Genomic DNA, 18,500 nt, shown 5'->3' with positions numbered 1-18,500 from the left:
AAGAAGGCCGGGGAATATAATCGGTTGCCAAACCACCTTGAGTATTGAGATAATTTTCAGTCTGACTCTCGCACTATCGCTTATGAGGTTTCAGTTCATGTCCCGCTGCACCTGGTTGTAACAGGGCGGGTTTATCATCAACGAATTGTCTTAGTAGTACCGAAAAAATGGCAGAGAAACGCAATATCTTTCTGGTTGGGCCTATGGGTGCCGGCAAAAGCACTATTGGGCGTCAGTTAGCTCAGCAACTCAATATGGAATTTTTCGATTCTGATCAAGAGATTGAGAAACGTACCGGAGCTGATGTGGGCTGGGTATTCGACGTTGAAGGCGAAGACGGCTTCCGCGATCGCGAAGAAAAAATCATCAACGAACTCACTGAAAAACAGGGCATTGTGCTGGCAACTGGCGGCGGTTCTGTAAAATCTCGTGAGACCCGTAACCGTCTCTCCGCCCGTGGAGTTGTGGTGTATCTTGAAACCACAATTGAAAAACAGCTCGCCCGTACGCAGCGTGATAAAAAACGCCCACTACTGCAAGTTGAGACTCCACCGCGTGAAGTTCTTGAAGCCTTAGCTCAGGAACGCAATCCTCTTTATGAAGAGATTGCTGATGTGACGATTCGCACTGACGACCAAAGTGCCAAAGTGGTTGCTAACCAGATTATTAATATGTTGGAAAGCAACTGATTCTGGCTTAATCGAAAAAAACGCCTGCGGGCTAAGCAACATCAAGGTGGACTTCGCGTTATGGAGAGGTTAACAGTCACTCTCGGGGAACGTAGTTACCCTATCACCATTGCTGCTGGGTTATTTAGTGACTCGGCATCTTTTGGGCCGCTGAAGGCTGGCGACCAAACGATGCTGGTGACCAATGAAACCCTGGCGCCGCTCTACCTGGATAAGGTGCGTGGCGTGCTGGAGCAAGCGGGCGTTAAAGTCGATTCCGTCATCCTTCCGGATGGCGAACAATTTAAGAGTCTCGCTGTATTAGACACTGTCTTTACTGCGTTACTTGAAAAGCCACATGGTCGTGATACGACACTCATTGCTTTGGGCGGTGGTGTCGTAGGTGACCTGACTGGCTTTGCCGCAGCGAGTTATCAACGCGGCGTACGCTTTATTCAAGTTCCAACCACTTTGCTTTCGCAAGTGGACTCTTCTGTCGGCGGTAAAACAGCCGTTAACCACCCTCTTGGTAAAAATATGATTGGCGCGTTCTACCAACCTGCTTCGGTAGTGGTGGATCTCGACTGTCTGAATACTTTACCTGCCCGGGAGTTGGCATCTGGTCTGGCAGAGGTCATTAAGTATGGAATTATTCTCGACGGCGATTTCTTTAACTGGCTTGAAGAAAATCTGGATGCATTGCTTGCGCTGGATGGCAAAGCAATGGCCTGGTGTATTCGTCGTTGTTGTGAGCTGAAAGCAGAAGTTGTTGCCGCTGACGAGCGCGAAAGCGGCTTACGTGCTTTACTGAATTTGGGCCACACCTTTGGTCACGCTATAGAAGCAGAAATGGGCTATGGCAATTGGCTACACGGTGAAGCTGTTTCCGCAGGTATGGTTATGGCGGCACGAACAGCTCAGCGTTTAGGGAACTTCAGTGAGGCAGATGTGCAGCGCATTATTAAATTGCTGCAACGTGCCGGGCTGCCAGTTACTGGGCCGAAAGAAATGTCTGCTGCCGCGTATATGCCCCACATGATGCGTGACAAAAAAGTTTTGGCCGGTGAGCTGCGCTTAGTGCTGCCGCTGGCAATCGGGAAGAGTGAAATGCGTGGCGGAGTGCCACACGATATCGTTTTGTCCGCCATTGCTGATTGTCAGCAGGCTTAATTATTAGAAATTTCGGTCGCTGATGTCAGGCGATTTTTAACTTCGGGCGTTGTGCTGACTTTGAATCGCTGGCACAAGCCTTTGAGTGGGGTGTTAAATGGATGAATTTAAACCGGAAGACGAACTGAAACCCGATCCCAGCGATCGCCGTTCAGGCCGTAACCGTAAATCTGATGAGCGCGATAATGATCCGCAGATCAATGTCGATGATGTTGAATTAGACTCTGATGAGCCTCGTCCCGCGCGTACCCGTCGTGCTCGTGATGAAGAAGAGTATGAAAACGACGATGACCTGCAAGTTGACGCAGAAGAACGTCGCCCGGCTCGTACCCGTAAAAAATCCGCTAAACAGAAAGTGCCGGTTTCCCGCCAGCACCTGATGATGGGCATTGGTATTCTTGTACTGTTGCTGTTAATCATCGGGATTGGTTCGGCCCTCAAAGCCCCTTCTACTGATACTGAAACAGCGAATAAGAATCCGAGCGCTGAAAAGAATATCGACTTGTCCGGTTCTGCGGCTGACCAGGCTAATGGCGCGCAACCGCAACCTGGTGACACGTCTGCTGCTAATCAGACCGAAACCGCAGGTAACCCGCAAGAAGTGACTCTTCCTGCAATTTCTTCAACGCCGTCTGATGCACAAACTCAACCTGTGCCACAGGGCCAACAGCGTGTTGAAGTTCCGGGTGACCTGAATAATGCACTGACTCAACAGTCCGGCCAGATTGACAATGCAGTTAATAGCTCAACATTGCCAACAGCTCCGGCTACTGTCGCAGCAGTTGCAGGAGCAACTACAGCTCCACGTGCAGTAGCAAAATCAGAGCCAGAGAAACAAGCCGCTCCACGTCAGGAACGTAAAACTGTCGTGATTGAGTCGCAGCACAAAGCTCAACCTGTAAAACAACCAGCCGTGAAAGCGGAACCAAAACCGGTAGCAACGGCAAAACGTAGTGAGCCTGTTACTGCTCCTGCGCCAACAGCAGCGGCACCAGTTAAAGCACCGGTCAGTGCTGCGGCACCTAAAGCTGCTCCGACTCAAACTGCAGCAGCCCCGGTATCGAAAGCAGCAGAAGCAACTCCTGCAGCGGCCGCCACTGGCGCTGTCGCGGGTGATGCAGGCGCAATCAAAGGTGCTCCGGGAAGCCATTACACCTTGCAGCTCAGCTCTTCTTCTAACTCGGCAAACCTGAATGCCTGGGCGAAGAAAGAGAACCTGCAGCACTATATGGTTTACCAGACTGTGCGAAATGGTCAGCCATGGTATGTGTTGGTTAGCGGTATTTATGCCAACAAAGATGAGGCAAAACGTGCCGTTGCAACATTGCCAGCCGATGTGCAGGCCAAGAACCCATGGGCAAAACCTATCCATCAGGTTCAGTCTGATCTGAAGTGATGAACAAGCGCAGCCGCTGTTGGAACCTTTCCACAGCAGGAAAAGGTGTAAATAGTTAGGCAGCATGAAAAAAAATCGCGCTTTTCTGAAATGGGCGGGGGGGAAATACCCCCTGCTCGAAGACATTAAAAAGTATCTGCCGAAAGGTGATTGTCTGATTGAGCCGTTTGTTGGTGCCGGCTCAGTCTTTCTGAATACTGATTATTCTCGTTATATCCTCGCAGATATTAATAGCGATCTGATTAACCTCTATAACATCGTCAAAACCCGCGCGGATGAGTACGTTCAGGAGTCCCGTAAACTCTTTACTGCTGAGCAAAACGATGAGCAGGCGTTTTATCTCAATCGTACCGAATTTAACCAATGCAAAGATGAGTTTCGTCGTGCATTGCTGTTTTTATATCTGAACCGCCATTGTTACAACGGCCTTTGTCGTTATAACCTACGTGGTGAATTCAATGTCCCGTTTGGCCGTTACATCAAACCCTACTTCCCTGAAGAAGAGTTGTATCATTTTGCCGAACGAGCACAAAACGCCATATTCTTGTGTCAGTCATACGATGTCAGCATGGCAAATGTCAGTGCGGGATCTGTTGTTTATTGCGACCCTCCCTACGCACCTTTGTCTGCAACGGCTAATTTTACGGCGTATCACACCGATAGCTTTAACGCTGTGCAGCAGCAACATCTCGCGCAGTTAGCCGAAAATTTGCAAGGAAATCGCATCCCGGTGCTGATTTCTAACCATGATACGGAACTCACCCGGTTGTGGTACCACCAGGCAAAACTGCATGTCGTGCAGGTGCGTCGTAGCATTAGCCGGAATGGTGGAACACGTAACAAGGTGGACGAACTACTGGCGCTGTATAAAGTCAGTGCCTGAGACGTTTCGTCCGCGGTCTTTTTTGATTTGCTATTGGAGAAGCGGATGAAACAGTTTTTGATTGCCCCCTCAATCCTCTCAGCCGATTTTGCCCGTCTGGGTGAAGACACGGCTGCGGTGCTGGCTGCAGGTGCGGATGTCGTCCATTTCGATGTTATGGATAATCATTACATTCCTAACCTCACCATTGGTCCGATGGTGTTAAAAGCACTGCGAGATTACGGTATTACTGCCCCTATTGATGTGCATCTGATGGTGAAACCTGTTGACCGCATTATTCCGGATTTCGCCGCTGCCGGCGCCAACATCATTACCTTCCATCCCGAAGCGTCAGAGCATGTTGACCGTTCCCTGCAACTGATCAAAGAGCACGGCTGCAAAGCAGGCCTGGTGCTTAACCCAGCAACATCGTTGAGTTGGCTGGATCACGTCATGGATAAACTTGATGTGATTTTGCTGATGTCTGTTAACCCGGGTTTTGGCGGCCAATCATTTATTCCACATACGCTGGAAAAACTGCGCCAGGTACGTGAGCGCATTGATGCTTCTGGCTATGACATTCGCCTGGAAGTGGATGGTGGAGTGAAAGTGGACAATATTGCTGAAATTGCTGCGGCAGGTGCTGACATGTTTGTTGCCGGTTCGGCGATTTTCAATCAGCCAGATTATAAAGCCGTTATTGATCGTATGCGTAGTGAGTTAGCAAAGGTAAGTCATGGATAAGTTAAGTAAAATTCGCGGTATCGCCTTTGATTTAGACGGTACACTGGTCGACACCGCATTGGGGCTGACGCAGGCAATGGATCAGGCGCTTTATGCGCTGGAGTTGCCGACCGCGGGTGAAGACAAAGTTGAAAAGTGGATCGGCAACGGTGCTGATGTGCTGGTTAAGCGCGCATTGACCTGGGCGTTGAAAGGTGAAGAGCCTGAAGCTGACCGATGCAGCATCGCTCGTAAACTGTTTGACACCTACTATGCGCAAACAGCAGAAGAGGGCAGCTTCCTGTTCCCGGAGGTCGCTAATACGTTAGCTGTGTTGGCCGAAAAAGGCTTGCCGATGGGACTGGTAACTAACAAGCCGACACCGTTTGTATTACCGATGCTGGAAAGATTGGGCATTGCGCAATACTTCAAAGTCATTATTGGTGGCGATGATGTGGAAAACAAAAAACCACATCCCGAAGCGCTGCATAAAGTGATGGAAGAGTTGAATCTTAGCGCGGAAGAACTGCTTTTTGTTGGTGACTCCCGCAACGATATTCTCGCGGCTCAGGCGGCTGGTTGCTGTTCCATTGGCCTGACTTACGGTTATAACTATGGTGAGTCCATCGAGTTGAGCAAACCCGATTACGTGTTTGACCATTTCAACGATTTATTGCCCGCATTAGGGCTCTCTAACAAAGAACATCAGGAATAAGAACATGAGTAAGCCCATCGTCTTTAGTGGCGCACAGCCATCAGGTGAATTGACCATTGGTAACTACATGGGTGCGCTGCGTCAGTGGGTCAACATGCAAGATGATTACCACTGCATTTACTGCATCGTTGACCTGCATGCGATTACTGCGCGTCAGGATGCAACGCAATTGCGTAGCCGGACACTCGACACGTTAGCGCTGTACCTGGCTTGTGGTATCGACCCTGCTAAAAGCACCATCTTTGTACAGTCTCACGTGCCAGAACATGCACAGTTGGGCTGGGCTCTGAACTGCTACACCTATTTTGGTGAGCTGAGCCGTATGACGCAGTTTAAAGACAAGTCTTCTCGTTATTCTGAGAACATCAATGCTGGTCTGTTTGACTACCCGGTACTGATGGCTGCAGATATTTTACTGTACCAGACCAATCTGGTGCCGGTCGGTGACGATCAGAAGCAACACCTGGAATTGAGCCGTGATATTGCAGCACGTTTCAATGCGCTGTATGGCGATGTGTTTAAAGTGCCTGAGCCGTTTATTCCTAAATCAGGCGCGCGTGTAATGTCTCTGCTTGAGCCGACCAAGAAAATGTCTAAATCAGATGATAACCGTAATAACGTTATCGGCCTGTTGGAAGACCCGAAATCGGTCGTGAAGAAAATCAAACGTGCGGTCACTGACTCTGATGAGCCACCTGTTGTGCGTTACGACCCGGTGAATAAAGCAGGTGTTTCCAATATGTTGGATATTCTTTCTGCTGTTAGTGGTAAGCCAATCCCTGAACTTGAGCAGCAGTTCGAAGGCAAAATGTATGGCCATCTGAAAGGTGAAGTTGCTGAAGCCGTATCTGGTATGTTGACTGAATTGCAGGAGCGTTATCACGCCTTCCGTAACGATGAAGCTTATCTGCAGAAAGTGATGAAAGAAGGTGCCGAAAAAGCGCGTTCACATGCCAGCGTTACACTGAAGAAAGTTTATGAAGTGATTGGGTTTGTTGCTCAGCCTTAATGATTTATGGCTCACATACTCTCTTAATAGTGAGAATATCGCAGCTGTCCAATAATAAAAAACCGCTCTTATATTTGAGCGGTTTTTTTAAGTTTGCTTCTGAAAAATTATTGTGGAGATGCTGGGCCGCAGCCACCAATAATTTTAGAAATAGAAATTGCTGGGTGCAGTAAATAATCATAACCACAAGATTTATCTTTATTTTCAATATGGCCTGTGCAACCTGACAGCAGAGCAAGGACAGCCAGTGCGGAAGCAGCTTTTACGAGCTTGTTCATTGATATTCCCTATCATTAATTATTTGGATGTAACGAACCTTTCAAAAAGGTGTTTAATTATAGGGTTTACTCATAGCATTACTAAGTCCGGAATCAGACACGCCATTGCATGAAATAAATGTTGCTTATGATAATTATTAAAATAATTAAATACTTATAACAAAAAGGCTTGCCAGAATACTCGGGCAAGCCTTTTTGTTATCTTAAATTAAAATTAATGATTCGAGAACCAGTTCAACTTCTCGCGCAATGCAACGACTCGGCCGACAATAATTAATGCCGGGCTTTCAACCTGTGTCGATAATTCACCTAGCTCACTTAATATTCCGCTGACCACGCGTTGTTTAACCGCGGTGCCGTTTTCAACTAGCGCGACTGGCATTTCCGCAGACATACCGTATTCAATCAGTTTCTCCTGGATAGCAGGAGCCTGGTTTAATCCCATATAGAAGACCAGTGTCTGTTTTTCTGCAGCCAGGTTTTCCCAGTCCAACTCACCACCTGTTTTGAGGTGCCCGGTAATGAGACGCACACTCTGCGCATAATCTCTGTGAGTTAGCGGAATACCGGAATAAGCTGAGCAGCCCGATGCCGCAGTAATTCCTGGTACGACGGAGAACGGAATACCCCCATCGCACAGCGTTTCTAACTCCTCGCCGCCGCGTCCAAAGATAAACGGATCGCCACCTTTCAGGCGCACCACACGTTTGCCGCTCTGTGCTTCACGCAGCAGGATCTGGTTAATTTCTTCTTGCGGGACGCAGTGATAACCTGCGCGTTTGCCAACGAATATGCGGTCGGCATCACGGCGCACCAAGTCCATGATGTCGTCGGAAACCAGTCGGTCATAAACCACCACATCGGCCTGCTGGATTTGTTGTAGCCCTTTGAGTGTCAACAGCCCCGCATCTCCCGGGCCTGCGCCTACCAACACCACTTCACCACGATGATCGAGTGGTGTGGCGAACATGGACTCAATTTCTTTGTTGATGGCTTGCTGATCTTCGTTTGCCAGATATTGTGCCAGGCGGTCGTTAGTGAAGAACTTTTCCCAGAAGCGGCGACGCTCGCCCATGGTTTTGAAATTCGCTTTTACCCGGCCACGCAACGTACCGGCGTAGGAGGCGATATTCCCCAAATGCAGCGGCAGAATGGCTTCGAGTTTTTCACGTAGCAGGCGAGCAAGAACCGGGGAGGTACCGCCGGACGATACAGCTACCATCAGCGGTGAGCGGTCGATAATCGACGGCATGATAAAGCTGGCTTGTTTTGGGGCATCTACGACATTACAGAAAATGCGGCGGGATTCAGCCTCATCGCTGACTTGCTGGTTCACTACATCGTTGTCTGTCGCGGCGATAGCTAGCCAACAAATATCAAGCAGTGCGGCGTCGAACTCACCCTGAACCAGGGTAATCATGCCCTGTTCTGCCCACACATGAAATTGCGGGGAGAAGTCCAGGGCATTTACAGTGACTTGTGCACCTGCCTCCATCAACAAACGCGCTTTACGTTCTGCAACATCGCCACCGCCGACGAGTAGGCAGGCACGACCTTGCAATTGACAAAATATAGGCAGGTGATCCACGTTCAATCCTCAAAAGAAATTAGTTGCGGGCAGTCTCCGGCGCGGCGACTTGCGCAGGCTGGGGACGCTCGGCTTTCGGAGTAGCATACCAATAACCCAGACCCATGAATACTACGCCGGAAAGGGTATTCCCAAGCGTTACCCACAGCAGATTGTGACCGATTCCCGCCATAGTGTATGCATCGCTATGATGACCAAACCAGGAGAGTGCAAACAGCGTCATGTTGGCGATGGAGTGCTCGTAACCGGAAGCGATAAAGGCCAGCAGGCACCACCAGATAGCAATGAATTTCGCGGCACCTTCAGTACGGACGGCCATCCAGATTGCCAGGCAAACCAGCCAGTTACACAACGCACCTTTAAAGAACAGCACCATTGCTGGAGCGGTTGTTTTTGCCAGCGCCGCAGTGTGAACCAGGCTTGTGTCCAACGGTAACAGGCTACCGCCGCCCCATTTGTACAGCAGGGCAACAAACACGGAGCCAATCAGGTTACCTAGCCAGGTTTGCGGCAAAATGCCCCACATTTGGCCCTGAGAAATCGTGCCGGCTTTAACACCAAAAGTCAGGAACATCGTGTGGCCGGTGAATAATTCAGAGCCAGCGATGATAACCAGTGTCAAAGCGATACCGAAGGTCGCTCCCATCACTAGTGGGCGCAAAGATGGCTCGACCAGGTTACCGAGGGTGAATATTAGAATGATCCCAAGGCCTACGTATGCACCAGCCATTGCAGAGCTGATCCAGAAACCGAGAGGGTTGTTTTGTGACAATCGGGCAATGCGAGCGGCATTCGCCGCACATTTATTAATGGTATCGGTGAACATTTTTTTGTTATCCCAACAAATTGAAAGAAAAGTAAAAATTGAAAAATTTGGAAAGTTACCCTCACCCTAATCCTCTCCCTGAGGGAGAGGATTATCCGGAGAAGCCTTTTTGACTTTCTCCCTCTCCTGAGGAGAGGGCCGGAGTGAGGGTTCTATAAAGTCTTATGCTTTAATCTGAACCTGGCCGTCCTGAACGCGCGCTGGGTAGTGCGCAATTGAGCGGCTCTCATCTTCCATACACAGCCCGTCACGCAGTCTGAAACGCTGCTTTTTCAACGGGCTGGCGACCCAAAGCTCGCCCAGGTGTTCGGCGATAATGCCACGAGACAACACGCTCGCTTCGAAGAACGGGTCAATGTTGCTGATGGCAAAAACCTGGTCGTCATTACGTGGGCGGAAAATTGCAATTTGCTCATTACCTACCAGGGCACAAACACCGGTAGCAGGCAAGATGTCGGTTAACGGGCAAACAGTAGTCCACTGGCTCATACATTTTCCTCCACTTCTTCTACCAGGGTGACCGGGATACGCTCGTACGGTGTCGCTGGGCGATGTTGTTCACGTTCAGGCACGATTTGTACGTTCGGGTCGCGCACAGAACTGTTGATAAAGTGTTTGAAGCGAACCTGAGCTTCTGGCGTGTTGACTGTCTCAGTCCATTCGCAAACCACTTTGTCGCGCAGGCGCTCAAGCTCGGCTTCAAGTTGAGCGTTCAGGCCCAGTTTGTCTTCGATGATGACTTTTTTCAGATACTCAATGCCGCCTTCCAGGTTGTCGAGCCATGGAGCGGTACGGGTCAGTTTGTCGGCGGTGCGGATGTAGAACATCATGAAACGGTCGAGGTACTTGATCAGCGTTTCACGGTCTAAGTCAGCGGCCAGCAAATCTGCGTGACGTGGTTTCATACCGCCGTTACCGCATACGTACAGGTTCCAGCCTTTTTCGGTTGCGATAATCCCGACGTCTTTACCCTGTGCTTCCGCACATTCACGAGTACAGCCGGAGACACCAAACTTCATTTTGTGCGGAGTACGAATCCCTTTGTAGCGGTTTTCCAGCTCAACGCCGAAACCAACGCTATCGCCAACGCCGTAGCGGCACCAGGTGCTGCCGACGCAGGTTTTGGCCATACGCAGTGCTTTCGCATATGCGTGGCCTGTTTCAAAACCGGCTTCAATCAGTTGACGCCAGATCTCTGGCAAATCGTCTTTCTGTGCACCAAACAGGCCGATACGCTGGGAACCGGTGATTTTGGTGTAGAGATTGAATTCGCGCGCAATACGGCCAACTTCCATCAATCCTTCCGGGGTAATTTCTCCGCCCGCAGAACGTGGAATGACTGAGTAAGTTCCATCTTTCTGGATGTTGCCCAGGAAGTTGTCGTTGGTGTCCTGAAGCGGTGTGTGCTGCGGTGCAAGCACATAATCGTTCCAGCAAGAAGCCAGCAGAGAACCGACGGTCGGTTTACAAACTTCGCAGCCGTAACCTTTGCCGTATTTTTGCAGCAGCTCGTCGAAGGATTTAATCCCTTCAACCCGGATCAGGTGGTACAACTCCTGGCGTGAAAATGCGAAGTGTTCACACAGGTTATGGTTAACTTCGATACCTTGCTTGCTCAACTCAGCATTCAATACCTGAGTGATCAATGGAATACAGCCACCACAACCGGTACCTGCTTTGGTTTCCGCTTTCAGTGCGGCAACGGTATGGCAACCGTTGTTGATAGCTTTAACCAGATGACCTTTGGTGACATCGAAACAGGAACAGATTTGCGCGCTGTCTGGGAGTTTATCAACACCAATGGCTGGCTTACCGGAGCTGGCGTGTACAGGCAGAATCAGCGCGTCAGGGTTTTCCGGCAGTTCGATGTTATTGAGCACCAGTTGCAGCAGGTTGCCGTAATCGCTGGTGTCACCTACCAGAACCGCACCGAGTAACGTTTTGTTGTCGGCGCTGACAATCAGGCGCTTATAAACCTCTTTGCTTTCGTCGAGGTAAACATAGCTGCGGCAATTTGGTGTGCGACCGTGCGCATCACCAATCCCGCCAACGTCCACGCCGAGCAGTTTTAACTTGGCGCTCATGTCTGCGCCTTCAAAGGCGTTTTCAGTACCTAACAAATGGTCAGCGGTAACTTGCGCCATTTTATAGCCAGGTGCTACCAGGCCGAAGGTGCGGTTATTCCAGCTGGCACATTCGCCGATGGCGTAGATGTCTGGATCAGACGTCTGGCAAGTGTCGTTAACCACTATGCCGCCGCGCTGTGCTGTCGCCAGGCCGCACTGGGTGGCCAGTTTATCGCGTGGGCGGATACCGGTGGAGAAGACGATGAAGTCCACTTCCAGTTCGCTGCCGTCGGCAAAACGCATGGTCTTACGTGCTTCGTTACCGGCTTGTACGATTTCTTGGGTGTTTTTGCTGGTATGAACGCGCACGCCCATGCTTTCGATTTTATTGCGTAACTGCTCGCCGCCCATGCGGTCGAGTTGTTCGGCCATCAGCATTGGAGCGAATTCGATAACGTGTGTTTCTACGCCGAGGTTTTTCAGCGCGCCTGCTGCTTCAAGGCCAAGCAGGCCACCACCGACCACGGCACCACGCTTGCTACGGCGGGCACATGCTTCGATAGCGTTCAAATCTTCGATAGTGCGGTAGACGAAACAGTCTTGTGTTTCAGAACCTTTAATCGGTGGGATCCACGGATAAGAACCGGTCGCCATGACCAATTTGTCGTAATACACCGTACGACCGGTATTCGAGTGGATCACTTTTTCCTGGCGGTTAATGGTGATCGCGCGTTCGCCGACCAGCACTTTTACACCGTGTTTCTCGTAAAAGCCGTCACGAACCAGGGATAACTCTTCAGCTGTATGATGGGAAAAATAGGAAGACAGGTGCACGCGATCGTAGGCTTTGCGCGGCTCTTCACAGAAAACGGTAATGTCGAATTCGCCTGGCTGGGCTTTATCAAGTAAGTCCTCGATAAAGCGATGGCCGACCATGCCATTACCGATGATTGCGATTTTGACTTTGCTCATAATTGCCTCAATTTCTTTTCTATTACCGCCTACCTTAACGATTCAGCAATGGCGATTATTGATACAAATCAAATACACCTTTATATACCTCTTAATGAGTATGCTGCTGATTTTAGTGGGTTTTTATAAGTTGAGGAAATGTTTAGCTATTCGCGGGAAGACAATAAATGCTTCCATTTTGCCTTGTGTGCTATGAATTAGGGGCGGTTAATTAACAAGGAGTGGGTATGAGTAATTTGGCGTTAATTCAAAATGTGCGTCTGGTCGGGCGTCAAGGCTTGTGGCAAATAGCCATCGAAAATGAGCGTATCACCACCATTAAACCAATGAGTGAAACCCCAACTGAAAGCCAGCAGGTGCTTGATGGGCGAGGCGGCCTTGCTATCCCACCATTTATTGAGCCTCATATTCACCTTGATACCACCCAGACTGCCGGGCAACCGAACTGGAACCAGTCAGGAACCTTATTTGAAGGCATCGAACGTTGGGCTGAACGCAAAGCGCTTCTCACGCATGAAGATGTGAAACAGCGAGCCTGGCAGACACTGAAATGGCAAATCGCCAACGGTATTCAGTATGTGCGCACGCATGTTGATGTTTCAGACCCGACATTGACCGCGCTAAAAGCGATGCTGGAAGTGAAGCAAGAAGCGGCTCCATGGATTGAAGTGCAAATTGTCGCATTCCCACAAGAAGGGATTCTGTCGTATCCCAATGGTGAAGCACTACTGGAAGAAGCCTTACGTCTGGGGGCGGATGTTGTCGGCGCAATTCCGCATTTTGAATTTACCCGAGAATACGGCGTTGAATCGCTGCATAAAGCTTTTGCGTTGGCGAAAAAATACAATCGTCAGTTAGATATTCACTGCGATGAAATCGATGATGAGCAATCGCGGTTTGTCGAAACCGTTGCTGCTCTGGCGTTGAGAGATGGCATAGGGCCGCGTGTCACCGCCAGCCATACCACCGCGATGCACTCTTACAATGGCGCTTATACTTCGCGCTTGTTCCGCCTGTTGAAAATGTCCGGGATTAACTTTGTCGCCAATCCGCTGGTAAATATTCATCTACAAGGGCGTTTTGATGATTATCCAAAACGCCGTGGTATCACGCGCGTGAAAGAGTTACTTGAGGCGGGAATTAACGTCTGTTTTGGACATGATGATGTGTTCGACCCGTGGTACCCGCTGGGTACCGCCAATATGTTGCAGGTACTGCATATGGGGCTGCATGTTTGTCAGATGATGGGTTACCAGCAAATTGATGAAGGTTTAAAACTGATTACTGATAACAGCGCCCGTACGTTTGGCGTACACGAATACGGTATTGCCGAGGGAAATACGGCGAACCTGATTATTCTTCCGGCTGAAAATGGCTTTGATGCGGTGCGCAGGCAGGTGCCGGTGCGTTGGTCAGTGCGAGCCGGGAAAGTCATTGCGACTACGCAATTGTCGCAAACCTGGGTGATGTTGGATGAAGCGGAGGAGATAAAATTTGGCGGGTGAAAACACCCGCCATTCGCTTTTCGTAGGTCGGATTAGCGAAGCGACATCCGACGTCTACCGTTAGTGCGCAGTCGCTACATTATGTTGGCGATGTTTCGTTACCAGACCCAAAATCAGGCACATGATAAACACTACTGCGTACAGGGCGTTTGAGGTTTGTAGCGCCGCGTGCGGGCCGCTATGAGCCACAATTGGGCCTGTCACAACGAAGGTTAGCATGGTGCCGATGGTGCCGCAGGTCAGTACGAAGTTAACCAGTTTTGGCGAGGCAACTTTGGTCTGCAATGAACCCAGGGTGATGACAGAGGTATAAATTGCGCTGGAGAAGAAGCCAAGCGCCAAAATAAACCATGTCAGGTGTGCCGGCTCGCTTTTGTTAAATAGGTACATCAGAACGGTAGCGACACCTGCCAGAACAGTCAGAATACGTTGCAGATCGAAGAAACGCAGAATAAAGCTGAACGCCCACATTCCGAACATGTACGACATCCAGAAATCGCTGACCAGTTGGCCAGCATCATTCAGATTCATGCCCAGGCTTTTAGCGTATTCCGGTACCCAGGAGATAAAGCCCAATTGGCCGAGGATATAGCACAGTGCTGCGATGGACAGGAACAGCACGCCTACACCCCATTTCTCTTTCTCGACCACTTTTTCAGGTTGCTGTGCGTGTTTACCCAATGCAGGGAAGTCACAACCGATAGTCAGTATGAAGATGGCGACATAAACCAGACCGATGCAGACATAAACCCAATACCAGTTGATGCTGCGAGCCAGCAGAATCGCGGCCACCATCGGGAAGATCATCCCTGCCATACTGAAGAAGGAGTCGGTAAACAGCAGGCGTGAACCACGCTGACGGCCTTCATACATGTGGGTAATCAGGAACGTACCAATCGACATCGTGATACCACTGACCAGGCCAAGTACAAACATAGCGACCGAGAAAATAGTCAGGTTATCGCCAAAGACAAGCCCGGCAACGGCCAGCACCATCAGAATAAAGCCAAAACGAAGCTGTGTTTTGAGCGGTACGATTTCCATTAACCAGGCATTCAGGAAGATAGAAATCAAAATACCCGCGTTCAGGAAAGTAAAAGTATTACTCATGCTGGAAACGGGGACGTGGAAGTATTCGGCGATATTGCCCATCACCATCCCGGTGACGATCACCAACGCACCAGTCAGGGCGTAGGAGAAGAAGCTGATCCATGTGAGCTTAATGCGGTTGCTGTTAGTCATGACAAGCCTGTGAATAGAAATGTAAAGTGCTTTGACAGCACTCGAGAAGAATGGATTTTAGTCAAAAATGTGACTCATTCATACAATTTATAAGTCATTTGCTGCAACGACTTGAATTTAAGGTGACCGTTGTCACAATTAATCGCGTTATTTGATTATTGATTCATTTAACTTATTGATTTGTGTGAAAGTAAAAAACCGTAAATGGCTGGCGCATACTTGAGTGCGTCTTTACAATCTAGCAACTTGCCTCATTCACTGCATTCGTAAGGAATTATTCATGCTCAAATCGACTCTGGCGGCTGTAGCAACTGTGTTTGCTCTAACCGCTCTCTCTCCTGCGGCGCTCGCTGCTAAAGGCGACCCACATGTCCTGCTGACCACGTCAGCGGGTGAAATTGAGCTTGAGTTAAATAGCCAAAAAGCCCCTATCTCTGCGAAAAACTTCGTGGATTACGTCAACAGTGGCTTCTACAACAACACTATTTTCCATCGCGTAATCCCAGGCTTTATGCTCCAGGGCGGCGGCTTCACTGAAGATATGAATCAGAAGCAGCCAAATCCACCGATCAAAAATGAAGCTGATAATGGCTTGCGCAATACTCGTGGCACCATTTCTATGGCGCGTACCGCAGATAAAGACAGCGCAACCAGCCAGTTCTTTATCAACGTGGCAGATAATGCCTTCCTCGATCACGGCCAGCGTGACTTCGGTTATGCGGTATTTGGTAAAGTTGTGAAAGGGATGGAAGTTGCCGATAAGATCTCTCAGGTACAAACTCATGACGTCGGCCCTTATCAAAATGTGCCGTCAAAACCTGTAGTTATCCTCTCCGCGAAAGTCCTGCCGTAAAAAATTCCTGTGCGGGTATTCTGTACCCGCACATTCTCACCTTCCTGCACGTCTACCGATTGCTGCTTATACTTGTGGCAACTATGGGTCATGTTAGGGAGGCATCATGACAAAGAAACTGACCGACAAACAAAAGTCCCGCCTTTGGCAGCAACTGCGTAACCGTTCATTTCAGGCCAGTAGTCGACTGGATATTCTTGAACCTCATGCGCAAGACGAGACAATCGCGCAGCGCGTGGAGACCATTGAACTTGGCCCGCTGCATCGCGGATTACCCTGGCTTTGTGCCATCCACCAGCAGCTTTTTCAGGATGTTTTCGACTGGGCGGGTGAACTACGGGATGTGGATATTTCCAAAGGGGAAACACGTTTCTGTCATTTCGAATATATCGAAAATGAAGGCAACGATTTGATGCAGGAAATGGAAGACGAACATTATCTGGTTGGACTTGCCAGAGATGAGTTCGTTAAGCGCCTGGCACATTACTATTGTGAAATTAACGTCCTTCATCCGTTCTTTGTCGGCAGTGGACGAGCACAGCGTGTGTTCTTCGAGCAACTGGCGATACATGCCGGGTATGTGCTGGACTGGAGCGATGTTGATCCGGACGAATGGCAAACGGCGAATCAGGCTGGCGCGCTGGGGGATTTAAACCCGCTGTGCGAGATTTTTACTAAAGTCGTGAGTGAAGCGCGCGAAAGCGAATAGAATAGCGCGGTTCTTTTTTACCCCGGAGCCGCGATGCTACTGCTTATCGACAATTACGACTCATTTACCTGGAACCTTTATCAGTACTTTTGTGAATTAGGCGCAGAAGTGGTGGTGAAACGTAACGATGAGCTGACCCTTTCTGATATCACTGCCCTGGCACCAGAAAAACTGGTCATATCCCCTGGCCCTTGCACTCCTGATGAAGCGGGTATTTCCCTTGCGGTGATTCAACATTTTGCCGGGAAATTACCGATTCTCGGTGTGTGTCTTGGCCACCAGGCTATTGCACAAGCATTTGGTGCAACTATTGTTCGGGCGCAAAAAGTGATGCATGGTAAAACATCGGCCATCATGCATAACAATTCTGGTGTATTCACTGGTTTGAACAACCCCCTTACTGTCACGCGTTACCACTCTTTGGTCATCGACCCGCTATCGCTGCCGGATTGCTTTGAATTGACCGCGTGGACGGACAAACAAGAGATTATGGGCATCCGTCACCGTGATTTTGACCTGGAGGGTGTGCAATTCCACCCGGAAAGTATTCTTAGTGAGCAGGGGCACCGGCTGTTAGCTAATTTCCTTAATCGTTGATTTTTTATTGCCAGGTAATGATTTTTTATGCATATTTCATGACTATATTTTCAAATATATTTCATGAAGCGTTATGCGTAAAAAGGGGATAGGCAATTAATGGCAACTGAACAATCAGCAATTACCCGCGCAACTTTCGACGAAGTGATTCTGCCGATTTATGCACCTGCGGAGTTTATCCCGGTAAAAGGCAAAGGCAGTCGCGTATGGGATCAGCAAGGGAAAGAGTATGTTGATTTCGCGGGCGGCATCGCGGTTACGGCGTTAGGCCACTGCCACCCGGCGTTAGTGGAAGCATTAAAAAGCCAGGGCGAAACACTGTGGCATACCAGCAATGTTTTCACCAACGAACCTGCGCTGCGCCTGGGCCGCAAGTTGATTGACGCTACTTTTGCTGAACGTGTGCTGTTTATGAACTCCGGCACCGAAGCAAATGAAACAGCCTTTAAACTGGCCCGCTACTACGCTTCTACCCGTCATAGCCCGTATAAAACCAAGATTATCGCATTCCATAACGCCTTTCATGGCCGTTCTCTGTTTACTGTTTCAGTTGGCGGGCAGCCTAAGTATTCTGATGGTTTTGGTCCAAAACCTGCTGACATCATTCATGTGCCATTTAACGATTTGCATGCGGTAAAAGCCGTGATGGACGACCATACCTGCGCGGTGGTGGTTGAGCCGATTCAAGGTGAGGGCGGTGTTACGGCGGCAACGCCAGAATTCTTGCAAGGTTTGCGCGAACTGTGTGATGAGCACAAAGCTTTGTTGGTATTTGATGAAGTGCAGTGTGGCATGGGGCGTATCGGCGAGCTGTTTGCCTATATGCACTATGGTGTGACGCCAGATATTCTGACCAGTGCGAAAGCGCTCGGTGGTGGTTTCCCGGTTAGTGTGATGCTGACAACGCAGGAAATTGCTTCTGCATTCCATGTCGGAACACACGGCTCAACCTACGGCGGCAATCCGCTGGCTTGTGCGGTTGCGGGCGCGGCGTTTGATATCATTAACACGCCTGAGGTACTGAGTGGCGTCACGGTAAAACGGGAACAGTTCGTCACTCACTTACAGAAGATCGATGAGCAGTTTGATCTGTTCAGCGATATCCGCGGGATGGGGCTATTGATCGGTGCTGAGTTGAAACCGCAATACAAAGGTCGCGCACGTGAGTTCCTTTACGCAGCAGCGGAAGAGGGCGTGATGGTACTCAATGCGGGGCCTGACGTAATGCGTTTTGCACCTGCGTTGATTGTTGAAGATATCGATATTGAAGATGGCATGAAGCGTTTCGCTAAAGCTGTCGCGAAGATAATTAAGGCGTAAT

General features: G+C 49.6%; 18 protein-coding genes. 12 read left to right on the top strand and 6 right to left on the bottom strand.

Annotated features, from left to right (window positions below):
* Window positions 1-167 precede the first annotated feature (167 nt).
* From aroK to trpS, 7 genes are all read left to right on the top strand, one after another.
* A complete protein-coding gene (aroK, locus tag M979_RS15910) occupies window positions 168-689 on the top strand; it encodes a shikimate kinase AroK (protein WP_034460280.1) in 522 nt (173 codons plus the stop codon).
* A gap of 60 nt (window positions 690-749) precedes the next feature.
* A complete protein-coding gene (aroB, locus tag M979_RS15905) occupies window positions 750-1,838 on the top strand; it encodes a 3-dehydroquinate synthase (RefSeq protein ID WP_064514320.1) in 1,089 nt (362 codons plus the stop codon).
* Between the two features lie 97 nt (window positions 1,839-1,935).
* The gene (damX, locus tag M979_RS15900; protein ID WP_064555547.1) at window positions 1,936-3,234 is read left to right on the top strand and encodes a cell division protein DamX; all 1,299 of its coding nucleotides are present in this window, start codon (window positions 1,936-1,938) and stop codon (window positions 3,232-3,234) included.
* A gap of 64 nt (window positions 3,235-3,298) precedes the next feature.
* Window positions 3,299-4,117, top strand: coding sequence for an adenine-specific DNA-methyltransferase (gene dam, locus M979_RS15895; protein ID WP_034460273.1), 819 nt, complete (start codon window positions 3,299-3,301; stop codon window positions 4,115-4,117).
* Window positions 4,118-4,162: 45 nt separating this feature from the next.
* On the top strand, window positions 4,163-4,840 hold the full coding sequence (gene rpe / locus M979_RS15890) for a ribulose-phosphate 3-epimerase (protein WP_064555545.1): 678 nt from the start codon (window positions 4,163-4,165) through the stop codon (window positions 4,838-4,840).
* Window positions 4,833-5,534 carry a phosphoglycolate phosphatase gene (locus M979_RS15885; RefSeq protein WP_034460268.1) on the top strand — a complete coding sequence of 234 codons (702 nt, stop codon included), beginning with the start codon at window positions 4,833-4,835 and terminating at the stop codon, window positions 5,532-5,534. Before rpe ends, M979_RS15885 begins: the two co-directional genes overlap by 8 nt.
* Window positions 5,535-5,538: 4 nt before the next feature.
* Window positions 5,539-6,543, top strand: coding sequence for a tryptophan--tRNA ligase (trpS, locus tag M979_RS15880; protein WP_034460265.1), 1,005 nt, complete (start codon window positions 5,539-5,541; stop codon window positions 6,541-6,543).
* A 107-nt stretch (window positions 6,544-6,650) separates the two neighbouring features.
* Here the strand turns inward: trpS and M979_RS15875 are convergent, their stop codons facing one another.
* The 5 genes from M979_RS15875 to nirB all read right to left on the bottom strand — a co-directional run bounded on the left by M979_RS15875 (window position 6,651) and on the right by nirB (window position 12,273).
* Entirely contained in the window at window positions 6,651-6,821 is a 171-nt protein-coding gene (locus M979_RS15875; protein ID WP_034460262.1) for a DUF4223 family protein, read from the bottom strand.
* Between the two features lie 214 nt (window positions 6,822-7,035).
* Window positions 7,036-8,409 carry a siroheme synthase CysG gene (cysG, locus tag M979_RS15870; protein ID WP_064555543.1) on the bottom strand — a complete coding sequence of 458 codons (1,374 nt, stop codon included), beginning with the start codon at window positions 8,407-8,409 and terminating at the stop codon, window positions 7,036-7,038.
* Between the two features lie 19 nt (window positions 8,410-8,428).
* Complete coding sequence (nirC, locus tag M979_RS15865) at window positions 8,429-9,235, bottom strand: nitrite transporter NirC (protein WP_064555541.1); 807 nt, start codon at window positions 9,233-9,235, stop codon at window positions 8,429-8,431.
* Between the two features lie 162 nt (window positions 9,236-9,397).
* Complete coding sequence (gene nirD / locus M979_RS15860) at window positions 9,398-9,724, bottom strand: nitrite reductase small subunit NirD (protein WP_064555539.1); 327 nt, start codon at window positions 9,722-9,724, stop codon at window positions 9,398-9,400.
* Window positions 9,721-12,273 carry a nitrite reductase large subunit NirB gene (gene nirB, locus M979_RS15855; protein ID WP_064555537.1) on the bottom strand — a complete coding sequence of 851 codons (2,553 nt, stop codon included), beginning with the start codon at window positions 12,271-12,273 and terminating at the stop codon, window positions 9,721-9,723. Before nirB ends, nirD begins: the two co-directional genes overlap by 4 nt.
* Window positions 12,274-12,500: 227 nt before the next feature.
* On the opposite strand from nirB, the gene M979_RS15850 reads away from it, so the two are divergent.
* A complete protein-coding gene (locus tag M979_RS15850; protein WP_064555534.1) occupies window positions 12,501-13,778 on the top strand; it encodes a cytosine deaminase in 1,278 nt (425 codons plus the stop codon).
* Window positions 13,779-13,838: 60 nt separating this feature from the next.
* On the opposite strand, the gene tsgA is transcribed toward M979_RS15850, so the two are convergent.
* Window positions 13,839-15,020 (bottom strand): MFS transporter TsgA, encoded by a 1,182-nt coding sequence (gene tsgA / locus M979_RS15845; protein WP_064555533.1) that lies wholly within the window; start codon window positions 15,018-15,020, stop codon window positions 13,839-13,841.
* A gap of 280 nt (window positions 15,021-15,300) precedes the next feature.
* On the opposite strand from tsgA, the gene ppiA reads away from it, so the two are divergent.
* The 4 genes from ppiA to argD all read left to right on the top strand — a co-directional run bounded on the left by ppiA (window position 15,301) and on the right by argD (window position 18,499).
* Window positions 15,301-15,873 (top strand): peptidylprolyl isomerase A, encoded by a 573-nt coding sequence (ppiA, locus tag M979_RS15840; protein ID WP_034460242.1) that lies wholly within the window; start codon window positions 15,301-15,303, stop codon window positions 15,871-15,873.
* A gap of 106 nt (window positions 15,874-15,979) precedes the next feature.
* Window positions 15,980-16,582, top strand: coding sequence for a putative adenosine monophosphate-protein transferase Fic (locus M979_RS15835; RefSeq protein ID WP_064555531.1), 603 nt, complete (start codon window positions 15,980-15,982; stop codon window positions 16,580-16,582).
* A 33-nt stretch (window positions 16,583-16,615) separates the two neighbouring features.
* The gene (gene pabA, locus M979_RS15830; protein WP_064555530.1) at window positions 16,616-17,179 is read left to right on the top strand and encodes an aminodeoxychorismate synthase component 2; all 564 of its coding nucleotides are present in this window, start codon (window positions 16,616-16,618) and stop codon (window positions 17,177-17,179) included.
* A gap of 99 nt (window positions 17,180-17,278) precedes the next feature.
* Window positions 17,279-18,499 carry a bifunctional acetylornithine/succinyldiaminopimelate transaminase gene (gene argD / locus M979_RS15825; RefSeq protein WP_064555528.1) on the top strand — a complete coding sequence of 407 codons (1,221 nt, stop codon included), beginning with the start codon at window positions 17,279-17,281 and terminating at the stop codon, window positions 18,497-18,499.
* The last annotated feature ends 1 nt before the right edge of the window (window position 18,500 follow it).

Source organism: Buttiauxella noackiae ATCC 51607 (assembly GCF_001654865.1).
In the GTDB taxonomy this organism is placed as follows: Bacteria; Pseudomonadota; Gammaproteobacteria; order Enterobacterales; family Enterobacteriaceae; genus Buttiauxella; species Buttiauxella noackiae.
This window is presented reverse-complemented; position numbering and strand designations above follow the sequence as displayed.

Bases quoted from the DNA above. Each gene is read 5' to 3' on its own strand.
- tsgA (WP_064555533.1), bottom strand. From the start codon at position 15,020: ATGACTAACAGCAACCGCATTAAGCTCACATGGATCAGCTTCTTCTCC.
- ppiA (WP_034460242.1), top strand. From the start codon at position 15,301: ATGCTCAAATCGACTCTGGCGGCTGTAGCAACTGTGTTTGCTCTAACC.
- nirD (WP_064555539.1), bottom strand. From the start codon at position 9,724: ATGAGCCAGTGGACTACTGTTTGCCCGTTAACCGACATCTTGCCTGCT.
- argD (WP_064555528.1), top strand. From the start codon at position 17,279: ATGGCAACTGAACAATCAGCAATTACCCGCGCAACTTTCGACGAAGTG.
- aroB (WP_064514320.1), top strand. From the start codon at position 750: ATGGAGAGGTTAACAGTCACTCTCGGGGAACGTAGTTACCCTATCACC.
- pabA (WP_064555530.1), top strand. From the start codon at position 16,616: ATGCTACTGCTTATCGACAATTACGACTCATTTACCTGGAACCTTTAT.
- nirB (WP_064555537.1), bottom strand. From the start codon at position 12,273: ATGAGCAAAGTCAAAATCGCAATCATCGGTAATGGCATGGTCGGCCAT.
- M979_RS15850 (WP_064555534.1), top strand. From the start codon at position 12,501: ATGAGTAATTTGGCGTTAATTCAAAATGTGCGTCTGGTCGGGCGTCAA.
- rpe (WP_064555545.1), top strand. From the start codon at position 4,163: ATGAAACAGTTTTTGATTGCCCCCTCAATCCTCTCAGCCGATTTTGCC.
- damX (WP_064555547.1), top strand. From the start codon at position 1,936: ATGGATGAATTTAAACCGGAAGACGAACTGAAACCCGATCCCAGCGAT.
- trpS (WP_034460265.1), top strand. From the start codon at position 5,539: ATGAGTAAGCCCATCGTCTTTAGTGGCGCACAGCCATCAGGTGAATTG.
- M979_RS15835 (WP_064555531.1), top strand. From the start codon at position 15,980: ATGACAAAGAAACTGACCGACAAACAAAAGTCCCGCCTTTGGCAGCAA.
- nirC (WP_064555541.1), bottom strand. From the start codon at position 9,235: ATGTTCACCGATACCATTAATAAATGTGCGGCGAATGCCGCTCGCATT.
- M979_RS15885 (WP_034460268.1), top strand. From the start codon at position 4,833: ATGGATAAGTTAAGTAAAATTCGCGGTATCGCCTTTGATTTAGACGGT.
- M979_RS15875 (WP_034460262.1), bottom strand. From the start codon at position 6,821: ATGAACAAGCTCGTAAAAGCTGCTTCCGCACTGGCTGTCCTTGCTCTG.
- aroK (WP_034460280.1), top strand. From the start codon at position 168: ATGGCAGAGAAACGCAATATCTTTCTGGTTGGGCCTATGGGTGCCGGC.
- dam (WP_034460273.1), top strand. From the start codon at position 3,299: ATGAAAAAAAATCGCGCTTTTCTGAAATGGGCGGGGGGGAAATACCCC.